The organism is Allobosea sp. P4_E12, assembly GCF_056401655.1.
Window position 1 is genome coordinate 1 of the sequence record NZ_JBFUIY010000089.1, and the last position, 5,718, is coordinate 5,718.

5 protein-coding genes and 2 pseudogenes are annotated in these 5,718 nt (G+C 61.8%); 2 read left to right on the plus strand and 5 right to left on the minus strand.

Annotated features, from left to right (window positions below; translation table 11 throughout):
* The 4 genes and pseudogenes from AC1DW9_RS35985 to AC1DW9_RS36000 form a co-directional block, all read right to left on the minus strand.
* A partial coding sequence (locus AC1DW9_RS35985) for a DUF72 domain-containing protein (RefSeq protein ID WP_476855376.1) occupies positions 1–380 on the minus strand: 380 nt, incomplete at its 3' end.
* Positions 381–436: 56 nt separating this feature from the next.
* Positions 437–1,072 carry a hypothetical protein gene (locus tag AC1DW9_RS35990; RefSeq protein WP_476776213.1) on the minus strand — a complete coding sequence of 212 codons (636 nt, stop codon included), beginning with the start codon at positions 1,070–1,072 and terminating at the stop codon, positions 437–439.
* A 485-nt stretch (positions 1,073–1,557) separates the two neighbouring features.
* Positions 1,558–2,728, minus strand: a pseudogene (locus tag AC1DW9_RS35995) (zinc-dependent alcohol dehydrogenase).
* Positions 2,729–3,095: 367 nt separating this feature from the next.
* Positions 3,096–3,662 (minus strand): hypothetical protein, encoded by a 567-nt coding sequence (locus AC1DW9_RS36000; protein WP_476776214.1) that lies wholly within the window; start codon positions 3,660–3,662, stop codon positions 3,096–3,098.
* A gap of 477 nt (positions 3,663–4,139) precedes the next feature.
* Here AC1DW9_RS36000 and AC1DW9_RS36005 point away from each other — a divergent pair, with 477 nt between their 5' ends.
* Positions 4,140–4,649: a YciE/YciF ferroxidase family protein gene (locus AC1DW9_RS36005; protein ID WP_441493429.1), complete on the plus strand. Its 510-nt coding sequence runs from the start codon at positions 4,140–4,142 to the stop codon at positions 4,647–4,649.
* A 132-nt stretch (positions 4,650–4,781) separates the two neighbouring features.
* Positions 4,782–5,138, plus strand: a complete 357-nt coding sequence (locus AC1DW9_RS36010; protein WP_476776215.1) for a response regulator — start codon at positions 4,782–4,784, stop codon at positions 5,136–5,138.
* 160 nt (positions 5,139–5,298) lie between these two features.
* On the opposite strand, the pseudogene AC1DW9_RS36015 reads toward AC1DW9_RS36010, so the two are convergent.
* Positions 5,299–5,718 (minus strand): annotated as a pseudogene (locus tag AC1DW9_RS36015) (histidine kinase); the annotation flags it as partial.

The following is a 5,718-nucleotide window of genomic DNA, read 5'->3' on the forward strand; positions in this document are numbered from 1 at the left end:
GTATAGATGAAATTGCGATCGCCGGGTTGACGAAGCCAGTTTTTCACGTTTGCAACGGTCGGCCACGAATAGAATGACGCGTTGATCTCGACAGTGTCGAACTGTTTCGCGTAGTGGCTGAACCATTCGCCCGTTGGCATCTGCGCCGGGTAGAATTGTCCACCCCATTTCCAGTAAAACCATCCCGAGCAACCGACATAGACCGATGCCTCCAAACAGGAACTATTCCCGCTCTCTGCGACAGTCCCCGCCAGGCGAGCGGCCCGCATTTTTTCGGCGCGCCCAATGTTCTCTGTCCGCTGCTTCTCTCTGCGGAGCCGCCGCCGTTCGCGACGTTCTTCGGTTCCAGGTGCTTTCTGCTTCGCGGCTTGCGTATCCATCATTGTCCTGACCGGCCGTTACGCGGGTGAAGCTGGATGGCCAGTTTGGGATTCTGCTAGCGCAGCAGCCCGTCCGCTTCGAAGACATCCCAGCCGTCCAATTGCGACCGGGGGGCGGCCTCCCGGGCATTCCTGGCGTCGCCGGCCTTGCCCTCGCCGTTGCCCGCACGCGTCCGTGCGGCCTTCCCCGCCGCGCGCCGCCGGGTCTCGGCGAGCGCCTGCGCATCCTCCACTCTCCAGATGGCCGGCAGGTCCCCGTCAAGCACGGCCTCGATCTGCCGCGGGTCGAAGACGTGGAACGTCGCGGCTCTTGCACGCCCGCGCAGCTTGACGGTGCGTGTCCCGATGCTCTTGAGGCGACCGTCTTTCACCCACTTGTGACGCTCGCGCGAAGAGATCGTCAGAATATCCTCCGCCTCGCTTGGAAGTACGGGTAGTTCTGCGATCCCGCCCAGCGTTTCGGAGATGCACGCCGAGGCGACCCTGAACACATCTGTCTCGGCCTCTGACATACGCAATGCGATACGCCCCGTCCCAGCCGTGATGCACGTCCTCGCTGCCCAGGGCAGTCGGGCCCGAATTTCGCGTTCGATCCCCTTCGCTCGCACCGACGATCCAAGCGTCGCGGAAGAGGGGAGCGGCCACTCGGCAACCAACGAAGGGGAGGCGTCCATGCTGCGCCTGGATGTCATCCGACCCAACTCACGTTTCCGGAAAGTCGAAATTCAACCGAGACCGATCGCGTATGTTCCGCACCAAATCCTCCGAGGTCAGACAGGCGGGACGGTTGTGCGGGAGCACCAGCGTAAGCTGTCCCTTGAGCCGATTTCAGGCGTGCGATCGTATCGGAGAGGTTGCGCATCGCGGCTGTCCTTTGGGGTCATGCCGAGATGGCTGACACGAACTCAACTGCTCGGGTCGCATTATGTTGCAATGCACAATGAAATGAGTTCGGTCCACTCCAAGAGTGTACGCCTGGCGCATCCGGTCGACGATTTCAATCCGGCCAAGTGGGAACAATCCCGTCGCTGCTTGGTGGACTCTCAGGCCCCCTGCCCCCCGCTCCGGGGGCAGGCTCGGCACCGAAAAGAAGTAGAGGAGCGAAGTACTCTCAGGATCGAGGCTTCTGCTGAAGCGAGGAACGCCTTTCCGTCCGGTTCGGAACGGGAGGTCAAAACTACGGTCGCAAGATAACCTTGATGACGCCGTCCTCCTTATCGCGGAACTTCTTGTACATTTCGGGCGCGTCCTCGAGGCTCGCCGGATGCGTGACGACGAAGCTGGGATCGATCTCGCCTGCCTCGATCTTCGCCAGCAGCGGCTTCGTATAGGCCTGGACGTGGGTCTGGCCCATCTTGAAGGTAAGGCCCTTGTTCATCGCGGCCCCGATCGGAATCTTGTCGGCCATGCCGACATAGACGCCCGGGATCGAGATTGTGCCCCCCTTGCGACAGCACATGATGGCCTCCCGCAGGACGTGGACCCGATCCGTGGCGAGAAAGGTCGCTGCCTTGACCTTGTCGAGGATGGCGTCCGCCGTGCCGTGGCCCGCCGCTTCGCAGCCGACGGCATCGATGCAACTGTCGGGTCCTCGGCCCTTCGTCCGCACCATCAGCTCGTCATAGACGTCGAACTTCGAAAAGTTGATGGTCTCGGCGCCGCCGGCCTCGGCCATCGCCAATCGTTCTGGCACCTCGTCGATAGCAAATACCCGACCGGCGCCCAGCATGAAGGCCGAGCGGATCGCGAACTGACCGACCGGCCCGCAACCCCAGATCGCGACGGTATCGCCGTCCAGAATCTGGGCGTTCTCAGCAGCCATGTACCCGGTCGGGAAGATGTCGGAGAGGAACAGGGCCTGCTCGTCCGAAACATTGTCGGGGACCTTGATCGGGCCGATATCCGCCATGGGCACGCGCAGATATTCTGCCTGGCCACCGCTATACCCACGTCAGCATATGACTGAAACCGAACAATCCTGCGGCCGACTGGCCCATCGCCTTCGCTGCCATCTTGGCATTGGGATTGGTCCGATCGCAGGCGGAGAACATGCCCTGCCGGCAGAACCAGCAGTCGCCGCAACTGATTGTGAAAGGCACGACGACGCGGTCGCCTATCTTCAGATTGCTGACTTCAGAGCCAAGCTCGATCACCTCACCCATGTTCTCGTGGCCGAGAATGTCGCCGCTCTCCATCGTCGGCTGATACCCGTCGAGCAGGTGCAGATCCGAGCCACAGATCGCGCAGCAGGTGATCCTGATCACCGCATCGCGGGGATGCTCGATCTTTGGATCCGGGACTGTATCGACGCGAACGTCGCCCTTGCCGTGCCAGCGTAATGCGCGCATCGGTTTGCCTCCTCATCTGATTTCAGGTCGGGCAAACCGAATGCCGACCACCATGCCCCGAGAGGCAAACAGGCTCGGGAGGCAAGGGTTCCCGCAGGCACGATGTATTCAGCGGCCAAAATGGCAGCAATGCTCGACCACGGTAACCTCCGCCAAAAAGGCGTGCGCCGTTTGTCCGACGGTGAAGGCATGGCAGCCCGTTCCGTCGGCCGCATCGGCCTCACTTTTCACTGTCCCGTCGATAGCCACCGTGTCACGTGGCTTACGCTCCGCGGCTCCTACGGGCGCGAACTGGCTGGGGCACAGTCTAGGCCCCCGAAGCGATCCTCGGAGGCCTCAATCGATGATCGGCGTCAATGTGAACGGTCTAGTCGACCGGGAATCGCGGGCGCCCAGGCGACGTCGTGGTCCCGCTATAAGGAGCGGCATTCTCGTCGAACCCGGTCCAGCCCTCAGTGCGATAGCTGGCGAGGCGGGAGTCGCGATCGATCGGGGCGAAACCGTCCATGATCCTCTCGACAGTCGCAGCGTGCTCGTCGGGCGCTTTGACGGATATGACGGTGCCGCCGCGACGGACTGTCTCCGCGTGGTAGTTTGCGTCCTCCTTGCTGAGACCGGCGTTGGTGAGTGAGCCGACCAGTCCGCCGGCCGCAGCCCCCGCGACCGCGCCAGCGGCAGTGGCTGCGAGCCATCCCGCCGCCACGACGGGACCGACCCCCGGGATGGCAAGCATCCCGAGTCCGGTAAGCAGGCCTGCCGCACCGCCGACACCGGCGCCGATACCCGCCCCCTCGGAAGCATTGTTGTCATTGGTGCGCTCGTCTCTGCCAATGACGCTGATATCCGAATCCGAAATTCCGGCCTCTCCTAGATTTTCAACCACAGCGGCGGCGGTCTCGTAGTCTTCGTAAGAGCGGGTAATAGTGCGGGGCATGTGGTTCTCCAGATGTGAGGGAATGTGCTGCATTGATCAGTTGCGAACGATATGGCCGCGGTAATCGATGGAGACGTTGACCTTGGCGCCGGCAATCGTCGCGGAGCCCTTCCAAATTCCGTTGTCGCCCTTCTTCAGGCCTGTCACATCGGAGTAGCCAGTGGCCTCGAGACGGCTCTTTGCCTGGCCCTCGGTGAAGCAGTGTTGGCCCGCCAGGGGTGCGTTGGCGTCGACCGGAGAGGTCGGTGTCGGATGGTGGTTGACGTCTCGGCCATTACCGCGAACGCCGGAAATGCCGCGACGAGCGGACAGTAAGCAGAGTTTTCATGCTGGAAGTCCCGGAGCGGTGAAGTCCGCTGATGCTGATCCAACGATCAACCGCTTACGAATGTTCCGGATTTATTCACGGCCTCGTGAGGAACACTCTGCGCCGGCGTCCGTTGAGCCAGCAATCCCTTTACGGATCGGAGATGACATATGGCCACGACACCCAAGCCGCTCGACGAGATGTTTCACGACATGCTCAAGGACGTCTATTACGCAGAAAAGCAAATCCTGAAGACCCTGCCCAAGATGGCGAAGGCGGCGAAGTCGCCTGAGCTCAAGAAGGCATTCGAGACGCACAAGGCCGAGACGGAAGGCCATGTCGAGCGCCTTAGTGAGGTCTTCGAATCGATTGGCAAGGCGCCTCGGGCCAAGACTTGCGATGCCATCCTCGGCATCATCGAGGAAGGCAAGGCGGTGATGGAGGACTACGGGGACAGCCCAGCCCTGGACGCCGGCCTGGTCGCCTCGGCGCAGGCCGTCGAGCACTATGAGATCGCGCGCTATGGAACCTTGAAGGCTTGGGCTCAGCAGCTCGGACACAAGGACGCGGTGAGCTTGCTCGATGCGACGCTTGCCGAAGAGACCAAGACGGACAAGCTACTGACGCAGCTTGGCGGTCCCGCCAACTCGGCCGCCGTCGCGGTCGCCAAGGCGGCCTGAGCGCGAGCGAGAGGCCCGCCGAGCGGCACTCGGCGGGCCTCATCGACCACGCTAGCTAGCGAGAAATTACGGCTATTCTTTATAGTTCAGTGTTTCGGGCGGCGCCTGCGTCATCTCCGTGAGTTTTAGCCCATGGCCGACTTCGTTGTCCTTGTCGTCGAAGATGATGTGTTCATCAGATTGGATGCGACTTCGATGCTTGAGGACGCCGGGTTCGAGGCCCTCGAGGCAAGTAATGCCGACGACGCCGTCAAGCTGCTGGAGGCCCGCCCCGACATACGCATCGTCTTCACGGACATCGAGATGCCAGGCTCGATGAATGGGCTGAAGCTGGCTTTCGTGGTGCGGGATCGTTGGCCCCCAATTGCAATCATTATCGCCAGCGGGCGCATCCAACCAGAGCCCCACGAAATGCCGGCGGACGTCACCTTTCTACGCAAGCCATACAGTCATGCCGCTGTATTGGAGGCGATCCAGATTGCGGCTTAGGGGCCGTATGCTCGCCGGAAGTGTTACGCAGACCGCTGATTGGCTCCGGGAGAAGCATCATCGTTTCGCTGCGTTCGCTTTCGGCCGGACGGGATGCGCTCGGAATTAACATTTTGCGGAAGCCGTCCTCAAAGGCGTGCGAAGCCGTGCTTCGCGCCGTCTAGTCAGCTAGCTTTTCCGCCTTGATCCGTAATGTGACAATGACACCCTCGGCTGACCAGTTGTAGTCGATCGAGCCCCCCAATTGCCCCGAGATGCTTCGAACCACGAGGCGGCTACCATAGCCACCTGCTCCGTTCGGGGGTTCGACGGCTGGACCTCCCCGCTCTGTCCACACGATCTTGATCTCCTCGTCGTCCGAGCAACCTGAAACATCCAACGTGCCCGTCTCGGCCGACAGCGCTCCATACTTCAACGAGTTGGTCGCGAGTTCATGGATGATCAGGGCCAGCGTCGTCGCCGCGCCCTCACCAACGCCCATGCGCGGTACCGCAACGCGGATGCGCCCGCTGAAGGCGCCCAGGTCCTCATAAGGAGACAGCAGGATCGACAACAGGTCGCCGAGCAGAGCCGCATGGCC